Consider the following 16,504-nt stretch of genomic DNA (forward strand, 5'->3'; position numbering starts at 1 on the left):
CCGCAGGTACTGGATCTCATGCTGGCGAGACACGGGCTTATGCGCGTCGATATTCGGACTGTCGCGCACCTGTTGCCGCGTGAGTTTCACGTGCACGGCGCTCGATCCTGGATCTGAGTGAGACACGGCATACGGGGAAATCAGTACCTGCCGGTCCCTGAGCCAGTCGCCTGTTTCGACCACCAGATAGCGAACGCCCCACGCTTCGTCATCGAAATAGACTTGCGTGACGGTTCCGACGTCGCCGTCGCTCGCCTTGACAGTGGATCCCTGCAAAAACTCTATGTTTCGCAACATGTTCGATACTCCGGTTCTGCTTCGCGGCACACGTCGTATGCGAGCCTCGACCCGCGCTCGCGTTACAGGGTTTTGAGCCGGCTGACCTTCGTGCCGTCGAGCGTCGCGCCTGCCATCAGCCCGCTGTTGGTCAGCACGAACGCATCCACCTGACCGGTTGCCGTACCCGTATCGACGTTGCCGTTCGCCCCGATCTTCAGTAATGCCACCGACGCATCGCCGCCCGCCGACCAGCCTTCGCTGTTACGGAATTTCGCCAGCGACTCTTCCGTCATGAACAGAAAGACAATCGCCTTCGACTGCGCGCCGGCTTGCCAGCCGATCGAACCCGTTGCTGTGCTGTAGTACCCGACGGTACGACCGCCGACCCGCAGTGAGCCCTCGCCATACTGGCCGCCTACGACGAAGCCGGCATCGATAACCGACGGGAACACCAGCACCCCACGGGCCTTCGCAACCAGTTCGCGCGATCCTTTTGCGTCGTTGTATAGCCGCCCCAACGTCGAGTCCACACCGGCGTCGATACTGTGACGCTTGTCCATCTGTGCGCTGCTGGCGTCGGACTGACTCGTCGTCGTGCAACCTGACACCGCAAGCCCGATCGCGAGGATCGAACCGGGTGTCGTGAATAGAAACTTTCTGCGTAGCATGATGATCTCCACTTCTTCAGATAGTGACGCTGACACTACGCTCAATCGACTCGGGAAGCGGTACGTCAGCGTACAAATTGCCGGCTATTTGCGGCGCGTGGACGCTAGATCGCATCGGCTGGCACGTCCGCGAACTGGGCAAGACCGGATCCGGAAGCCACGATAGCGCCCGCCTCTCAACCCTTCGCGAATTCGAGCACCACGCGCGAAGGTACATCCCCGTGCGCCAGGCGTTGGAACACATTATTGATTGCCGATAGTGGCTGAAGCTCGATATCGGCTTTGACCTTGCCGTCGGCGGCGAAGGCGAGTGCTTCGGCCATATCGCGGCGATTGCCGACGAAGGAACCCCGAATCGTGATGCAGTTCGCCACGACATCGAACAACGGCGTCGGGAACTCACCCGGCGGCAGGCCAACGAGCACGCAGGTGCCGCATTTGCGCGTCATGCCGACGCCTTGCTTGAACGCCCCCAGCGACGGCGCCGTAATCAGCACGCCATGCGCCCCGCCACCGGTCGCCTTCCTGACAGCCGCAATCGGATCGCCGTCCCTGGCATTGACCATCGCATCGGCGCCGAGGCGCTTGGCGTGCGCGAGCTTGCCGTCGTCGATATCCACAGCGCACACATGCAAGCCCATTGCCTTCGCATACTGAATGCCCAAATGCCCGAGACCGCCGACCCCGGAGACCACGACCCATTCACCCGGCCGCGCCTGGGTCTCCTTGATGCCTTTGTACGAGGTGATGCCGGCGCAGATGAGGGGCGCCGCATCGCGAGCCGCCAGATGCGCAGGAATGTGAGCGACATAGTTCGGATCAGCGACGATGTATTCGGCGAACCCACCGTTCTTCGTATAACCGCCGAACTGTGCTTCGGCACATACGGGCTCGCGTGCCGCGAGGCAAAACTCGCAGTGTCCGCAAGCGGAGTAGAGCCACGGCACGCCGACCCGGTCGCCTTCCTTCACGGCCGTTACACCCGCACCAAGGGCGGCGACGATACCGATGCCCTCATGGCCCGGTATGAACGGCAACGTGGGCTTTACCGGCCAGTCCCCGTTCGCGGCATGCAGATCGGTGTGGCATACGCCACACGCTTCGGTCTTCACCAGGATCTGGCCTGGACCGGGCTCGGGAATATCCAGTTCCTTTAGCACCAGTGGCTTGCCGAACTGTTCGACGACGGCAGCTTGCATTCTCGATGTCATGGCTTGTTCCTCGGTTGCGATGAATTCAGCGTGCTAGGCCACGGCGGGCAATCCAAGCCCTCTGACCGCTTCACTCATCTTGATGAGCACGGCCTGGGCGTCGCCATAGACCATGTTGCAGTTGTCCGCATAGAAGAGTTCATTGACGATACCGGCGTAACCCTTGCCTTCCCCGCGCTTGATCACGAAGACCTGCTTCGCCTGGTCGGCGTTGAGGATCGGCATGCCATAAATGGCTGAGGATTTGTCGGTGCGCGCGGCTGGGTTCACCACGTCGTTAGCGCCGATTACCAGCGCGACATCCGTGCTGGCGAATTCGTCGTTGATGTCCTCAAGCTGAAAAATTACGTCGTATGGCACGCCCGCCTCGGCCAGCAGCACGTCCATCTGGCCTGGCATGCGGCCCGCCACAGGGTGAACCGCGAACTTCACCGACACGCCGCCCGCCTGCAGCAGCTTGACGAATTCGTACAGCTTGCCTTGACCCTGTGAGACCGCGAGGCCATAGCCCGGCACGACAATCACCGAGGCCGCATAACGCATCGCGATGCCGGCGTCGCCGGGCTGCGTCGGCTTCAGACTGCCCTTGATCTTGCCCTGCTTGCGCGTGGCCACTTCACCGAAGTTGGTGAAGATCACATTGCTCACGGATCGGTTCATCGCCTTGGCCATCAGCAGCGTCAGCAGCATGCCGGCCGCGCCCACCACCATCCCGGCAATCATCAGCGCGGGGTTCTGCAGCACGTAGCCTTCGATGCCGACCGCGAGGCCTGTAAAGGCATTAAAGATCGAAATCACCACCGGCATATCGGCGCCACCGATCGGCAGCGTCATGAGAATGCCCAGTGCCAGTGCGCAGCCGAAAAACAGGTAGATCCAGGTCGGCATGGCGAGCAACAACGCTGCCTTGTCTGCGCTGGCGAAGACGATGCAGGCGCCGACCATGACCGTCGCCAGCACCACGAGCCCGTTGAAGACTTGCTGCCCTTTCACCCGCACGGGCTTGTTGATGATCCCGTCGAGCTTGGCCCAGGCCACCAGCGATCCCGACAGGGACACCGCGCCAATCAGCGCGCCCAGCAAGGTCATGATGAGTGCGGTCGCGCCCTGCGCCTTGTTGCCGAATAGCTCCACGGCGGCGATGGCGCCGGCCGCGCCGCCGCCCATGCCGTTGTAGATCGCTACCATCTGCGGCATGGCGGTCATCGCCACCTTGCGGCCGGCCCACCAGGCCACACCGCCGCCAAGGGCCAGGGCGACGACGGTCAGTCCCAGGTTGACTGGCAGGTTGGGCCGGGCTACCGCGCCGACATCGAAGGCGTACAGGAAGCTCGCCAGCACGGCCACGGCCATGCCAATGCCGGCGACGAAGATGCCCGAGGGCGCCGTAACAGGCGACGACATGCGGTGCAGGCCGTAGAGAAAGAGAAAAGCAGCAGCGAGATCGACCGCGCCGATGCCGAGTTGGGGGATCAGGGTCAACATGGCGGCGTCCTCAATGCTTCTTTGCGTGGATGGACTTCACGGAGCCGGCCTTGCCGTGTGCGCCGTGCCCCGCTGGGTGGCCGCTCGTCTTGAACATGGCGAGCATGCGGTCAGTGACGGCATAACCGCCTGCGGCATTGCCAGCGCCGAGCAACACAGCAACGAAGCCGATGACTTGCTCCTGTACCGTGCTCGCGTTCAGGAGCGCATAGACGCCGCCCACCACGACAATGCCGTGTACGAAATTCGAGCCCGACATCAACGGCGTATGCAGGATGGCCGGCACGTGTCCGATGATCACCCAGCCGGCGAAAGCGGCCAGCATGAAGATGTAAATCGCGACGAAGCCGGAAATGCTGATCTGGAAGGCCATCTCTATGTCCTTGGTCGGAGCGTGTTCGTGCCGGTGGTTGATTCAGGCGCTGATTCAGGTGCTGATACCGGCTCTGATACCGGCGCTCATGCTGGCGTAACAGGTTCGGCTTTCGCGGGCGGCTTTTTCACAACAGCAACAGGCTTTGCCGCCTCGTCGCTCGCCTCAGCCTTGTTCTCGCCCGCGTGGGTGAGCACCGTTTTGGCGAGGACTTCGTCGCTCCAGTCGATCTCGATGACGTTGTTTTTCATGATCAACGCGAGCAGGTTGTACTGATTCTTCGCATACAGTTCGCTCGCGTCTTCGCCGAGCAGCGAGGGCACGTTCAGCGGCGCGACGATCGTCACGTTGCCGATCCGGGTGGTCTCGCCAGGCCGCGTGTCTTCGCAGTTGCCGCCGCCTTCCGCCGATAGATCGACGATCACCGAGCCTGCTTTCATGCCGGCCACTTGTGCGTGGCTGATGAGCTTGGGCGACGTCTTACCGGGAATCGCGGCGGTCGTGATGATCAGATCGGCGTTCTGGATGTGCTTCGTCAGCACGTCCGCGACCTTGGTCTCTTCTTCGGCACTCAGCTCACGGGCATACCCACCTTTGCCGCGCGCATCGATACCGGTATCGACGAAGGTGGCACCCAGCGAGAGCGCCTGCTCCTGAGTCTCGGGCCGCACGTCATAGCCCTCCACGACGGCCCCAAGCCGGTGCGCCGTCGCGATCGCTTCCAGCCCTGCCACACCGAGGCCCATCACCAGGACGTGAGCCGGTCCGATCGAACCCGCCGCGCTCGTGATCTTGGGCACCACACGAGCGAGATGCGTCGAGCCGAGTTGCACCGCGTAGTAACCTGCCAGCGCGGACTGGCTCGAAAGCGCGTCCATGGACTGGGCGCGCGTAATGCGTGGCACACGCTCCATCGCGAAGCAGGTGATCTTTTTGTCGAGCAGGCGCTTCACCAGCGCGGGCTCGTTGTGTGCATAGATAAACGAAACGAGGATCGCGCCCTCCTTCATCGCGTTGACCACCTCCAGCGCGGGAGGCTGAACGCCAAGCACGACATCGGCGTCTTTGACCAGTACGGTGCGATCGGCAATGAAGGCGACGTTCTCGAACGCGGCGTCGTCCAGATGAATCGCTGCGCCCGCCCCCGGCTGCATATGCAGCCGGGCACCCAGTTTGACCAGTTTCTGGACCACGGAGGGCACGAGCGCCACACGGCGCTCATGGGCCCGGGTCTCCGTCAGAACGGCAACGTTGATATACATGGCGGGCTTTCCCTGTGGCGATCAGGCCGGTGCGTCGAGGTGGGCAGTGCGAACCAGCTTCGTGTTGACGAACTCCTGGATGCCCATGTTGCCGAGCTCACGGCCGTAGCCGGAATCCTTGATGCCGCCAAACGGCAGTTCCGCATCGGACCAATCGATGTTGTTGATGAACATCATTCCGGTTTCGACACCGCTCGCGACGCGTTTGCCGCGTGCCACGTCTTCGGTGAAGACCGAACCGCCCAGACCGAAGTCCGAGTCGTTGGCGAGCGCAATCGCTGCGGCCTCGTCCTTGACGCGAAAGAACGAGACGACCGGGCCGAAGAACTCATCGCGGAAGGCCGGATTGTCAGGCTTGATGTCCGTCAGGATGGTGGTTTCCATGAACGAGCCGGGACGGTCGATACGCTTGCCGCCCATCACCAGCGTGGCGCCATGTGCCACTGCGTCGTCGACCTGCTTGAGCAGTTGAACCAGCGCCGCCTCGGTGGACAAGGGGCCGTGCGTGGTCTTCTCGTCCATTGGATCGCCCGCCTTCAATTCGGAGAGCGCGGTCTTGAACTTCGCAAGAAACTTGTCGGCAATCGAATCGAGAACGATGAATCGCTTCGCCGCGCAACAGGTCTGGCCGGCGTTGTACATCCGTCCCCATACAGCCCACGGAACGGTTTTTTCGAGGTCCGCGTCGTCGAGCACGATGAACGCATCGCTGCCGCCTAGCTCCATCGAAGTCTTCTTGAGGTTCTGCCCTGCGCGCGCCGCAATACTTCTGCCGGCCTCGACGCTGCCCGTCAACGCCACACCCTTAATGCGCGGGTCGTCGATGATTCGCTCGGACTGCTCGTGCGAGATCAACAGGTTGGTGTAGGCCCCCTTAGGCGCGCCGGCGTCGAGCAGGAGTTTCTCGAAGGCAATCGCGCATTGCGGTACGCAGCCTGCATGCTTGACCACCAGCACGTTACCCGCCATCAGTTGCGGGCCGGCGACGCGTGCAAGCTGGTAATACGGGAAATTCCACGGCTCCACGCAGAAGAGCACGCCGAATGGACTGTTCTCCATGTGCGCCTCACCGATTTTCGGATTGAGCTTGGTCGGTGCCAGGAACGTTTTCGCGTGCTTGGCGTAATAAGCGAGGATGTCGGCGCTGAATTTTACTTCGCCACGCGCTTCGTCGATGCGCTTGCCCATTTCAAGGGTTGCCAGTTTGGCAAATTCATCGACGTTCTTACGCATCAAAGTCGCGGCCTTAGCCACGATTTCAGCACGCTGGGCGTAGGTAGTGTGCTTCCATGTCTGGAAACAGGTCTCGGCAGCGGCGATCGACGTTTCAAGTTGCGCATCGGTTAGTTTTTCAAAGTTCTTCAGGACCTTGCCGTTGTTAGGGTTGACGCTTTGGTAAGCCATGGTTGTATTCTCTTTAAGTGGGGTCGGGCTTGAGTCCCGTAGCGGACGGTCAAGCATGTGTCGAACACCAGTACATCCTGTGTTCGACATCCTAATTATTTACCTTCGAATGCTCGTAACTCGGACGCAATTTGCGCGCCTGACCTCAGGCACACTGCTTCTTCGTCGCGGCCTTCGACTCTTTCACGTCCTGCTCGGCCCTTGGACCGAAATCATGCAAAGTGATCTGTCTTGCCGCGGCATTGCATAGCAGCGACTGCTTCCGCCACGAGCGTGGCGGAAAGAAATAGTGTTGTCGGATTGTGAGCATGATGGCCACTCCTTGCTGGAGGGGGCGGCCCGGGCGAGCGATCAAAGAAACTCATACTGCGCGAGGGTGTTTCGAGCGCATTTGGATGAGAGACGCAAGGCGCGTGTAACCACGGTGCGCTTAACCTCAGTGGAGGTCGGTACGGTGCCGTACAAGTGCGGACCCGACTGGCGAGCGGGTATCGCGCCTCGAAGATCAACGGTTCTTCCGACGTCCACGCGATGTCCAGACGCCATTCCTGCAGAACGCCACGAGTGGCGTTCTGCTACCTTTCAAGCAAACGTCCGCCATCGGACAGACCTCCATCGGGAATGTTGGCATAAGTAAGTTGTTCAATCGAATTCGCTCGCACTGCGCTCGCAGCATTGGTACCTTGCAGGCAATTTGATCCCTGACCGAATTCCCTGGGAGAGAAACCATGAAGCGCACGACCACCCCTTTCCAACGCCAGCCCATGCCTGTACTCGCGGCAGGCCTGCTTCTCGCCATCGCGACGCTCGCCGCTCCGGCAAGCGCCGCCACGCCAGGGGAGACTCAGGCAAGCGCGCATGTCATGACCGTGGCGGCCCATACGCCGGTCGATACTCGCATCAACAGCCTTCATGCGAGGCTTCAGATCACTGCTGACCAGGAATCCCTCTGGCAGCCCGTCGCGCAGGTCATGCGCGACAACGCCGGCACGATGGATTCGCTCAGGCAGTCCCGTATGGCCAACGCCAACAGCATGAGCGCGGTCGACGATCTCCGATCCTATGGCCAGGTTGTCGATGCTCACGCGGACGGCATCAAGAAACTCACGTCGGCCTTCGAGGCGCTTTACAACAGCATGTCGGATACGCAGAAGCACAATGCCGATCTGATTTTCCGCAGCGACACCCACCATGCGGCGAAGAAGGGATGACCCGGGACTGCGCCGCGCAGTCGGCAGCCGAACCAGCGCCGCGCACTACCGCGTGAGCGCCGGTCCGAACCAAGGAATACATCATGAAAACGTCAATCACCCGTACGCCTGACAAGGGCGCGATGAGAGCACGACTTTTGGGCGCACTTGGCCTCACGTTAGCGATCGCCTGTCTCGTCACAACAGCGCCGCTGCAAGCGGAAGAGGCTCACCACGGCAATCAGCAGCAGCATGGCCAGAGCCATGCTGCCCCACGCCAGACGTATCGGCATGACGATCATCATCGCGGCGGCCACGCTTACGGCAATCAAGACTATGCCTACGGCGCACCGCCTGTTGTTTATGCACCGCAGGAGGCCCCAGGAATCAGCTTGTTCCTGCCGCTCTAGTTTTGATGGAAAAGTATCCGGCTCGCAACCGCTACCGGCAACACGCACGTTTCGCAGGAGCGACACCATGATGCGACTCATCGTTCTGTTTATGATCGCCGGTATCGCTCTCCTCGCGGGCTGCAACACTGTGGCGGGCGCTCCCGCGCACATCACGGGTTGCCTATAGCGCTCTCAAGTCCGGCAACAGGCGGTCGAATTCCCGTTTCACCACCCCGTAGCATTCACACACGCGCTTTTCGAGCCCCGGTCGATCCAGCACTTCGATATGGCCGTAGCTGTAACGGATCATGCCGGCGTCCTGTAACTTCATCGCCGCTTCGGTGACGCCGGGCCGGCGCACCCCAAGCATGTTGGCGATCAGTTCCTGGGTCATCGTCAACTCGTTGGACGGCAGGCGGTCGATGCTCAGCAGCAGCCAGCGGCACAACTGCTGGTCGATCGAATGATGCCGGTTGCACACCGCGGTCTGCGCCATCTGGGTGATCAGCGCCTGGGTATAGCGCAGCAGCAGCCGCTGCATTGGGCCGGCGCGATGAAATTCCTCCTTAAGAATGCGGGCCTCCAGCCGGTACGCCTTCCCCGCGCTCTGCACGACCGCCCGGCTTGGCGTGGTTTCGCCGCCCATGAAGAGGGCAATGCCGACCACCCCTTCATTGCCGACGATCGCAATCTCGCCGGACGCGCCGTCTTCCATCACATACAGCAGCGAAACGATCGCGGTGGACGGGAGATAGACATGGTCGAGACGGTCACCCGATTCATAGACCACCTGTCCCAGCGGCATATCCACCTGCACCACATGCGGTCCGATGCGGGCCCACTCCGCTTCAGGCAACACCGCAAGCAGGTGGTTGTCGCGAGGTTGTTTGATACTCGACATGAGACACTCCCCGAAATCTCGAAAGAAGCGGTGTCGTATTCGTAAGATTGCGACTAACAAGATGGGCGCAGGCGCAGTTGTACGGCCGTTCCGAACGGCTTATTGCATTACCCTGCGCGGTGGCGAGTAGCAGCCCTAACCCATAATGAAATTATAGATTGCGCAAGCCAGGCGATACATCGAGGACCTGCGGTCAGGCGCAAGAGCGGGAGCGACCGGCTTCCGGGCGGCTCCGGCCGTAGACATTGGCATCGGCTTTGGTGGCTACTACGGCGGTGGGCATGATGGACGCGGACGGTAAATGCGGCGCCCGCTAACGCGCGTTGCGTCACTTTGACGTGACGCAACGCGACGCTCAAGAGAGCTGGATGAGATCGGCGCGAGCCGATCGGGTCAGATGTATCACAATCGTCCCATTAACAACATAACGAGCACCACGACCAGCACAACCCCGAGAATTCCGCTCGGACCGTAGCCCCATCCATTGCTGTATCGCCATGACGGAAAAGCGCCGACGAGCATCAGAACCAGAACGATAAGAAGAAGTAATCCTAATGACATTTTAAGTCTCCCTGTGCCGCGAACGGATATGCAAGGTGCTGACCGATTCGACGTAGGTGTTCGCAACCCAACGTCATGTCGCAATAGCTGACGTTGACATAGTCGCCAGGCTAGCGGCATCCGGTCAGCTGCCGGACGTAAAGATGAGAAATCGACAGGCCCCCGCTGTGGCCAACGGACGAAAGCAAGGCCTGCCAGTCGCTGCGAGCTATGCGGCGCGCTGGTTCAACCACACCCGGCCTGCCGCCGTCATGTTGATGACGCCACAGGAACGCGATTCGTACGCAAGCCCGAAGCTCAAAAGTTCTTCCGCTATCGAGCGCGGCGTCTCTGCCAGGGAATCTGGAATCAGATCGAGCGATTTGAGAGTCTGGACAGCCTGGGGGGAAAGTTCGATGTACATGGCCGCCTCCTGTTGCTGAGATCAGCATGAATCAAACGAATCTTGACCGTCTGTACGGTAGCGTCTACTTAAGCCACCCTTTCTGAAATTTATCTGGACCGCCAGCGCCAGCGGTGGGTTCAAGCTATCGGCCATCGAGCTCGGAATCAGGATCGTCGCACCACGCTCTTTATGGGTGGCAAAACCATGCCCAGCCGCGCCGTCGTGCAAAGCGCAGGGCACGCCTGCCGGCTGGACGCATGCATCCTGAATATGGCCATATCGAGGTACTGGATAGGCGCGGGCTGGAAAAGCGCATCTGCGAATGCTACGGCGTCGTGCGACGCGAATTCGACCGGCTGTTACCCGATCTGCGCGCAATCTAGAAGCACGTTCAGTGAATGTGGCTTCCGAAAAGTCCCAGCAGCCCAATCACAATCAGATAGATCGCCACGATGTAATTCAACAGACGTGGCACCACAAGAATCAGGATGCCGGCAATCAATGAGACCAGTGGACCTGCGCTTGTGAGCATATGCATGATTCCCTCCTCGTTCGCACCCGCCATGCGCCGTATGCGAGTCCCGATCCGTTAGTGACGCTGACACTACGCTCGATCGACTCCGGAAGCGGTACGTCAGCGTACAAACTGCCGGCTATCTGCGGCGCGTGGACGCTAGTTCGCAGCTTGTACGGTAGCGTGCAGACGCCGACCCTGAATCGGCATATCGTCTGGCTGAGGCATTGACCCGCCTCCCAAAGGAAAAGAAATGTCACTACACGAGTTTTCCAAAGATCTGGCCCACCTTGAATACGTTCTGCCGTTGCTCGAGCGGGGCAATCCTCTGTCAATACCGTACTGGCGGCAACGCGTCACAGCTTTGGAGGCACAGCAGGCTCTCCTGCCCGACGGCACCAAACGCGTGGCCCGGTTGCTCAAACTCTTCAACGAGTTCGAGCGTCGATCGGTTCCGGCCCGGTAGCACCCTCGTGCCATGTCCGGTTCCGCGAATCAATGGCGGAGGAAAGGCGCGACATAGTCTCGCCGTCGATCAAGCGTACTGACGAAGGCGCAGTGCAAACTCCTCGAGGGCATCAATCCCGCTCAGTTCGGCACGACGGCACCAATCCTGCAACTGAAGGAGCAACTGCTCACGCGACACATTGGAGCGCTCCCACATCGCCAGGAGTTCTTCACGCAACTCATCATAAATACGCAGCTTCTGGTCGCACTCCTGTCGGCAGGCACGTTCTGCTACCCGCGTGTAGCGCGCTATGACCTCGTAGCGGTTGCGCAGTATCGCTTGCAGCGTAGCGTCATCGAGCACCGTCTTGCCTTTGACCAGATGCGGCCTCGGCGCCACTTTTCTAACCTTCGCCAGTCCTAGCGCCGAAAGAATAAAAATGTACATCCAGCCGATGTCGAGTTCGTACCACTTGTTCGACAGCCTGGCGGATGTCGCATAGGCGTGGTGATTGTTATGAAGCTCTTCCCCCCCGATCAGAATGCCCAGCGGAATGATATTCGTACTCGCATCTGCCGTGTCGAAGTTGCGGTAGCCGCGAAAATGGCCGATGCCGTTGACCACGCCACCCGCCCAGAACGGAATCCAGATCATCTGGACGGCCCATACTGAGACGCCGACGATGCCAAACAACGCCACGTCGATCACGATCAGCAGGCTTACGCCGAGGTTCGGGTACCTCGCATAGAGATTCCGCTCGATCCAGTCGTTCGGCGTGCCGTAAGCGAATTTGCGCAGCGTTTCTTCATTCTTTGTTTCGGCGCGGTAAAGTTCAGCACCACCGAGCAGAACCTTCCAGATGCCATGGGCCTGCGGGCTATGAGGATCCTCAGCGGTCTCGCACTTCGCGTGATGCTTGCGGTGTACTGCCGCCCAGTGGCCGGTCACCATACCCGTCGTCAGCCACAGCCAGAAGCGGAAACTGTGGCTAACGACCGGATGCAGCTCGAGCGCGCGATGCGCCTGACAGCGGTGAAGGTAGACCGTCACGCTGATAATCGTGACATGTGTCAGTAGCAGCGTGGCCAGCACAATCTGCCACCACGGCAGGCAAAGCAAGCCGTTTGAGAGAAAAACCAGTGAAGTTCGAAACACGTTGGCCCCCTTCTTACGGAACCGTGAGCACTTCGTGCATCTTGAGCGCCTCGTCATGCCAATCATGAGAGATCGACGTCATGATTTGCGCAACTGCCCGGCATGTCAGTACGGTCCCGTACCAGACTCCGCAGCTTCCACACGATGTCGAGCCTCCACGAGCGACGTCCCATCAGCTTGAACGCAAACGTCCGCCATCGGACAGACCTTGATCCGGAATCGTGGCATTAATTACTTGTTCCATCGAATTCGCTCGCAGTGTGCTTGCAGCACGGGTAGCAAACGCCACCGGAAATCAGCTTGTTCCTCCCGCTCCAGCTTCAATGGAAAACTATCCGGCTCGCAACCGCGCCGGTAACACAAACGCTTCGCAGGGGGACACCATGATGCGACTCATCGTTCTGTTTATGATCGCCGGTACCGCTCTTCTCGCCGGCTGCAACACTGTTGCGGGCGCGGGCCAGGACATATCGAAAGGCGGTCAGGCCATTCACAACACCGCCGAGGACGCCAAATAAACGGCGCCAGTTATCAGTGTTGTGGATATTCAAGTAGAAATTACACCAAAGGGGGAACGGAGATGAAGAACCAAACACGTGTATGGATGCTGATCGCGCTGTCGCTGATTGCCGGCCTGAGTGCGTGCATCCTCGTCCCGGTCGGGGACGACCACCACGGCGGTGGCGGCGACTACCACAGCGGTGGTGGCGACTACCACGGCGGTGGTGAATACCACGACGCTCACGAACATTACTAGGCGTGCCGCGTTCATCGATTTTGCGCTGCGCGAAATCAGGCGCAACCAGATTACCGGCGGCCGATCTTTACGGCTAAGCGCCATCTTGGGCGAGCGCAAGTTCCTCAAGCGTACCGTCCACCATCGCCTGGGCTTCCTCAACGATGCGCGTCAGGTGATCTTCACCCAGGAAGCTCTCCGCATAGATCTTGTAGATATCTTCGGTGCCTGATGGACGTGCCGCAAACCAACCGTTCTTCGTGATCACCTTGATGCCGCCGATGGCGGCATGATTGCCTGGCGCACGGTCGAGCACCTGCTCGATCTGTTCGCCGGCCAGTTCGGTGTGGGGAAACTCCGCTGGTGAGAGCCGCCCCAGCACCGCGCGCTGCGGCGCCGTTGCTACGGCTTGCACGCGACGTTCAACCGGCTCGCCCATTCTCTGGGTCAGATCACGGTAGATTTCAGCGGGATCACGGCCGATGCGCGTCGTGATCTCTGCCGCCAGCAATGCCGGTACGATCCCATCCTTGTCGGTCGTCCACGCGGTGCCATCGAGCCGCAGACAACTGGCGCCCGCGCTCTCCTCCCCGCCGAAGCCGAGCGAGCCGTCGAGCAAGCCGTCGACAAACCATTTGAATCCGACCGGCACTTCGTAAAGCGTACGACCGCGCCTCTCGCTCACGCGATCGATCATCTGGCTGCTGACAATGGTTTTTCCCACCGCCGCCTGGGCGCGCCATTGGGGGCGATGAGAATACAGATAATCGACGAGGACCGCGAGATAGTGATTGGGCGGCAGCAGTCCGGCGTGCCGCGTGACGATGCCATGACGATCATGATCGGTGTCGCACGCAAAGGCCACATCGAAGCGATCCTTCTGGTCGATCAGCGTTTGCATCGCATACGGCGACGACGGATCCATACGAATCCGCCCATCCCAGTCGACGCTCATGAAGCGGAAAGTTGGATCGACGTCGTCGTTGACCACCTGCAGATTCAGGCCGTAGCGATCCGCGATCGGCCCCCAGTAGTGCACACCCGCGCCACCCAGCGGGTCGACGCCCAGCAGGATCGGCGCGCCACGCACCACATCCATATCGATGACGCTGACGAGATCGCCAACGTAGGCGTTGAGGAAGTCATGCCGGTGCGTCGTCGTGGCGCGCAGCGCTTTCGACAAACCCATACGCAGCACGCCGTCAAGCTTGCTTTCGAGCAACCCGTTCGCTGCCGCTTCGATCCAGCCGGTCACGATCTCGTCAGCCGGACCGCCACTCGGCGGGTTGTATTTGAAGCCGCCGCTTTCCGGCGGATTGTGCGAAGGCGTCACCACGATGCCGTCCGCCAGTCCCGCAGTCCGGCCGCGGTTGTACGCGACGATTGCGTGCGACACCGCCGGCGTGGGCGTGTATTCGCCGTTCTGCGCAATCATGATCTCAACGCCGTTGGCCGCCAGCACCTCCAGCGCGCTCGCGTAAGCGGGTTCAGACAGTGCATGCGTGTCGACGCCGATAAACAGCGGACCGTCGATACCCTCCTGCCGCCGATAACGGCAGATCGCCTGCGTGATGGCGAGCACATGCCACTCATTGAAGCTGCGCGCGAAAGCCGAGCCGCGATGCCCAGAGGTGCCGAACGCAACCCGCTGCGCCGGTATCGCGGGATCGGGCCTTTCGGTGTAATACGACGTGATCAGCCGGGGGACGTTGACCAGAATCTCATGAGGTGCCGGTTTGCCGGCGAGAGGATTGATGTTCATCGCGATATCCTTTGGTAGTCGAGACTCATGGTGGCGACACCCTGGTTCGCCCGCATCTATCTTTCTGAGCACGACTCTCTCTCGCGCGACAGGCATGTGTCTGTACGGTATCAGGCAATGATTTTTAGTTAAGTAGACGAAACGCGGTGCCCGCTAACGCGCGTTGCGTCACTTTGACGTGACGCAACGCGACGCTCAAGAGATCAGCGAGAGCCGATCATGACGGTTCACTTGCTCCAGACCCTCCGGGTGCTGTTGCAGGCGCGGTCAGGTCTTCGTCTGAAAGCGGGTGTGCCATCCCCTTGCCAGCCGGCACGCTGCTTGATTCGGCGATTTCAACCCGCAGACTGCCTTGATTGTTCCAATACGCCCAGCTGGCATCGTTGGCAAAGCAATACAGGTAACCCGAGTAGGGTGCCCTGATCTCCACCTCTCGACCAATTCTGAAGAAGAAGGGTTGAGGTGGCACGCCGGCCTCGTCCAGTTGCCCTGGATACGAGATTGCACCGCAGAGTTCGAACCAGTTCGCCTCCCTGACCCGCTTGGCCCATGAAAACAGGCGTTGCATCCAGTTACCTGGCGTTCCCTCCGCGCCCGATACGCTGTCCCCATCGAGCCACGTTTGACCGTCAGGCACCTTGAACCGGTAGCGCACCCCCTCCTTCACGAAAATACCGGTCCAGTTCCACAACGGGCTGGCGAAAACCCGCACCTGGACCGCCACCGCAGGGTCGATGTTCGGTCGATAGGGTGCCTGAAAGATGGGCGGACTCGCCTGCCGGGCCAAGGCCAGATCCGATATCGATTCAGAACATCGTCGTGACCCCTTCGCGAGATACGGAAAGGACCGAGGACGAAATCCGATTTTCCTGTAAAACCCTGTGAGTGAGTTGTGGAGGACGCCATGTACTGCGGATGGCGATAACTGGCCCGCATTGGCTATCTGGTTCAGCATCTCTGATGCAAACACCGCACCACACTGCGCAGCCTCGGCAATCATCCATTTGAGTGTAGCGTCAGAAAGCCCGGTTTCCTTGTAGCCGCCACCAACGTCAGCGTGCACACCCGGGAACCACACTTGCGTCACGCGTGCCGGGTCACAACCATCCTCGTCGGCCCACAACGTTGGAAAGAAGTTGTTCCGCTGCTCATCAATGGCAAGGCCGTGTACCGCGCGTTCAACTTCTGGCGAAAGCGTCGTGTCATGAAACTCGAAGCGCTTTCTCCGGAAACCGAAAAAGTTCATGATTTCGGGGATGCCGAGCGCGCCCACCGTCTCCCACACCCCGAGGAAGCGAATGGGAGGCGGTTTGCCATGCTCGATGCGGAACCGTTCCTGCCGGCTGAGGTTTTCCGGTACTGTTGGGTCAAGCCGGTACAGGTTCCATGCCTGTTTGACCAGCGCCCAGGTGGCCTCGTGAGGCAGTCCACAATGATGCAGCATGCCCACCAGGCTTCGCGCCGTGAACGCGCCACGCGAGAAGCCAATGACAAAGATCTCAGAATCGTCTTCGTAGTGGTCGGACAGCCACTTGTAGGCGGTTCGAATGTCCCGGGAGAGACCTATTCCTAGCGCGCCATCTATGAGGCGACGAATCCAGCCTTCGTTAGCGCCAACGCCGACGTGGTAGTACCGGAGCTGCTCGACACCATCGTCGCCGTGCTCACTCAACGCGTTGAAAAAGCGCACGACATTGGTTGGAACGGGCACCCCCTGGAACTCGTCGCTATCCGAGTTCCATGTGCCGTCACAACAAACGAAGAGTCTCTTCATGTTT

Annotated in this window: 19 protein-coding genes and 1 pseudogene; 6 read left to right on the forward strand and 14 right to left on the reverse strand. The window is 60.3% G+C overall.

The window, feature by feature from the left end:
- The 7 genes from GNZ12_RS10185 to GNZ12_RS10215 all read right to left on the reverse strand — a co-directional run.
- On the reverse strand, positions 1-297 hold a 297-nt coding region (locus GNZ12_RS10185; RefSeq protein ID WP_172310227.1), incomplete at its 3' end, for a PRC-barrel domain-containing protein.
- A 62-nt stretch (positions 298-359) separates the two neighbouring features.
- A complete protein-coding gene (locus GNZ12_RS10190) occupies positions 360-947 on the reverse strand; it encodes a BPSL1445 family SYLF domain-containing lipoprotein (RefSeq protein ID WP_172310228.1) in 588 nt (195 codons plus the stop codon).
- Between the two features lie 176 nt (positions 948-1,123).
- Positions 1,124-2,158 carry a zinc-dependent alcohol dehydrogenase gene (locus GNZ12_RS10195; RefSeq protein WP_172310229.1) on the reverse strand — a complete coding sequence of 345 codons (1,035 nt, stop codon included), beginning with the start codon at positions 2,156-2,158 and terminating at the stop codon, positions 1,124-1,126.
- Between the two features lie 33 nt (positions 2,159-2,191).
- Positions 2,192-3,643 carry an NAD(P)(+) transhydrogenase (Re/Si-specific) subunit beta gene (locus GNZ12_RS10200; RefSeq protein WP_172310230.1) on the reverse strand — a complete coding sequence of 484 codons (1,452 nt, stop codon included), beginning with the start codon at positions 3,641-3,643 and terminating at the stop codon, positions 2,192-2,194.
- Positions 3,644-3,653: 10 nt separating this feature from the next.
- On the reverse strand, positions 3,654-4,016 hold the full coding sequence (locus GNZ12_RS10205; protein WP_172310231.1) for a proton-translocating transhydrogenase family protein: 363 nt from the start codon (positions 4,014-4,016) through the stop codon (positions 3,654-3,656).
- An 86-nt stretch (positions 4,017-4,102) separates the two neighbouring features.
- Positions 4,103-5,278: an NAD(P) transhydrogenase subunit alpha gene (locus tag GNZ12_RS10210; RefSeq protein WP_172310232.1), complete on the reverse strand. Its 1,176-nt coding sequence runs from the start codon at positions 5,276-5,278 to the stop codon at positions 4,103-4,105.
- 21 nt (positions 5,279-5,299) lie between these two features.
- The gene (locus tag GNZ12_RS10215) at positions 5,300-6,682 is read right to left on the reverse strand and encodes an NAD-dependent succinate-semialdehyde dehydrogenase (RefSeq protein ID WP_172310233.1); all 1,383 of its coding nucleotides are present in this window, start codon (positions 6,680-6,682) and stop codon (positions 5,300-5,302) included.
- A 728-nt stretch (positions 6,683-7,410) separates the two neighbouring features.
- On the opposite strand from GNZ12_RS10215, the gene GNZ12_RS10220 reads away from it, so the two are divergent.
- The gene (locus tag GNZ12_RS10220) at positions 7,411-7,893 is read left to right on the forward strand and encodes a Spy/CpxP family protein refolding chaperone (protein WP_235993671.1); all 483 of its coding nucleotides are present in this window, start codon (positions 7,411-7,413) and stop codon (positions 7,891-7,893) included.
- Positions 7,894-7,976: 83 nt separating this feature from the next.
- Positions 7,977-8,282 (forward strand): hypothetical protein, encoded by a 306-nt coding sequence (locus GNZ12_RS10225; RefSeq protein WP_172310234.1) that lies wholly within the window; start codon positions 7,977-7,979, stop codon positions 8,280-8,282.
- A 163-nt stretch (positions 8,283-8,445) separates the two neighbouring features.
- On the opposite strand, the gene GNZ12_RS10230 is transcribed toward GNZ12_RS10225, so the two are convergent.
- From GNZ12_RS10230 to GNZ12_RS10240, 3 genes are all read right to left on the reverse strand, one after another.
- Complete coding sequence (locus tag GNZ12_RS10230; RefSeq protein WP_172310235.1) at positions 8,446-9,165, reverse strand: Crp/Fnr family transcriptional regulator; 720 nt, start codon at positions 9,163-9,165, stop codon at positions 8,446-8,448.
- A gap of 402 nt (positions 9,166-9,567) precedes the next feature.
- Complete coding sequence (locus tag GNZ12_RS10235) at positions 9,568-9,726, reverse strand: DUF3309 family protein (protein ID WP_074286181.1); 159 nt, start codon at positions 9,724-9,726, stop codon at positions 9,568-9,570.
- Between the two features lie 208 nt (positions 9,727-9,934).
- On the reverse strand, positions 9,935-10,129 hold the full coding sequence (locus tag GNZ12_RS10240; protein WP_172310236.1) for a hypothetical protein: 195 nt from the start codon (positions 10,127-10,129) through the stop codon (positions 9,935-9,937).
- A 248-nt stretch (positions 10,130-10,377) separates the two neighbouring features.
- Here GNZ12_RS10240 and GNZ12_RS43905 point away from each other — a divergent pair.
- A pseudogene (locus GNZ12_RS43905) lies at positions 10,378-10,494 on the forward strand (Crp/Fnr family transcriptional regulator); the annotation flags it as partial.
- A gap of 8 nt (positions 10,495-10,502) precedes the next feature.
- On the opposite strand, the gene GNZ12_RS10245 reads toward GNZ12_RS43905, so the two are convergent.
- Positions 10,503-10,649: a DUF3096 domain-containing protein gene (locus tag GNZ12_RS10245; protein WP_074288095.1), complete on the reverse strand. Its 147-nt coding sequence runs from the start codon at positions 10,647-10,649 to the stop codon at positions 10,503-10,505.
- A gap of 229 nt (positions 10,650-10,878) precedes the next feature.
- On the opposite strand from GNZ12_RS10245, the gene GNZ12_RS10250 reads away from it, so the two are divergent.
- Complete coding sequence (locus GNZ12_RS10250) at positions 10,879-11,091, forward strand: hypothetical protein (protein ID WP_172310237.1); 213 nt, start codon at positions 10,879-10,881, stop codon at positions 11,089-11,091.
- A 69-nt stretch (positions 11,092-11,160) separates the two neighbouring features.
- On the opposite strand, the gene GNZ12_RS10255 is transcribed toward GNZ12_RS10250, so the two are convergent.
- Complete coding sequence (locus tag GNZ12_RS10255; RefSeq protein WP_172310248.1) at positions 11,161-12,228, reverse strand: DesA family fatty acid desaturase; 1,068 nt, start codon at positions 12,226-12,228, stop codon at positions 11,161-11,163.
- A gap of 386 nt (positions 12,229-12,614) precedes the next feature.
- Here GNZ12_RS10255 and GNZ12_RS10260 point away from each other — a divergent pair, with 386 nt between their 5' ends.
- Complete coding sequence (locus tag GNZ12_RS10260; protein ID WP_407947689.1) at positions 12,615-12,746, forward strand: entericidin A/B family lipoprotein; 132 nt, start codon at positions 12,615-12,617, stop codon at positions 12,744-12,746.
- A gap of 62 nt (positions 12,747-12,808) precedes the next feature.
- A complete protein-coding gene (locus GNZ12_RS10265; RefSeq protein WP_172310238.1) occupies positions 12,809-12,985 on the forward strand; it encodes a hypothetical protein in 177 nt (58 codons plus the stop codon).
- Between the two features lie 73 nt (positions 12,986-13,058).
- On the opposite strand, the gene pgm is transcribed toward GNZ12_RS10265, so the two are convergent.
- Positions 13,059-14,726, reverse strand: coding sequence for a phosphoglucomutase (alpha-D-glucose-1,6-bisphosphate-dependent) (gene pgm / locus GNZ12_RS10270; RefSeq protein ID WP_172310239.1), 1,668 nt, complete (start codon positions 14,724-14,726; stop codon positions 13,059-13,061).
- A gap of 217 nt (positions 14,727-14,943) precedes the next feature.
- On the reverse strand, positions 14,944-16,500 hold the full coding sequence (locus GNZ12_RS10275) for a DUF2235 domain-containing protein (RefSeq protein WP_172310240.1): 1,557 nt from the start codon (positions 16,498-16,500) through the stop codon (positions 14,944-14,946).
- Positions 16,501-16,504: the final 4 nt, after the last annotated feature.

The organism is Paraburkholderia solitsugae, from assembly GCF_013177695.1.
Taxonomy (GTDB): domain Bacteria; phylum Pseudomonadota; class Gammaproteobacteria; order Burkholderiales; family Burkholderiaceae; genus Paraburkholderia; species Paraburkholderia solitsugae.